The sequence below is a fragment of the Bacillus sp. PS217 genome, assembly GCF_037963535.1.
GTDB classification, from domain to species: domain Bacteria; phylum Bacillota; class Bacilli; order Bacillales; family Bacillaceae; genus Bacillus; species Bacillus subtilis.
On record NZ_CP150157.1, the window covers coordinates 1,797,273 to 1,798,075 of the forward strand.

Here is an 803-nt window from a genome sequence, read left to right on the forward strand (position 1 = left end):
AGGACATCATGACGCATTCTGTTGTAGAGCTTATCGAAATTGAATCCGCCATTATTCAGGTAAAGATGCAAGATCGCACTCATAAAAACGCGTTTTCACAAGAACTTACAGATGGTCTAATTCAAGCGTTTGAATACATACGGCAGAACCCCAAATACAAAGCGGTTATTTTGACAGGATATGATAATTATTTTGCTTCAGGAGGAACGCAAGAAGGACTGCTTCGAATTCAACAGGGATTAACCAAGTTCACTGATGACAATCTTTATTCTCTGGCGCTGGATTGTGAGATTCCAGTTATTGCGGCAATGCAGGGCCATGGAATTGGAGGCGGCTTTGTCATGGGGCTCTTTGCTGACATTGTCATTCTGAGCAGAGAAAGCGTGTATACGGCTAATTTTATGAAATACGGATTTACGCCTGGAATGGGCGCTACCTTTATCGTTCCTAAAAAACTGGGTTTCAGCCTGGCCCAGGAAATATTATTGAATGCGGGCAGCTACCGCGGAGCTGATCTTGAAAAAAGAGGGGTTCCCTTTAAGGTGCTGCCCCGTGCAGAAGTGTTAGATTATGCAGTGGAGCTGGCGCAAGAACTTGCGGAAAAGCCGAGAAACTCACTGGTTACACTGAAAGATCATTTGGTTGCCCCGCTTCGCGATCAGCTGCCGCGCGTCATTGAACAGGAATTGATGATGCATGAGAAAACATTTCATCATGAAGAAGTCAAAAGTAGAATCAAAGGCTTATATGGTAATTAACTGAAAATATATATAAAATTTTGCAGGTGAAATGGAGGCAGCGTG

1 protein-coding gene is annotated in these 803 nt (G+C 43.5%); it reads left to right on the forward strand.

Annotated features, from left to right (window positions below; all coding sequences use genetic code 11):
- Nucleotides 1–8: 8 nt before the first annotated feature.
- Nucleotides 9–758: a polyketide synthase gene (locus tag NSQ83_RS09400; protein ID WP_015715915.1), complete on the forward strand. Its 750-nt coding sequence runs from the start codon at nucleotides 9–11 to the stop codon at nucleotides 756–758.
- The last annotated feature ends 45 nt before the right edge of the window (nucleotides 759–803 follow it).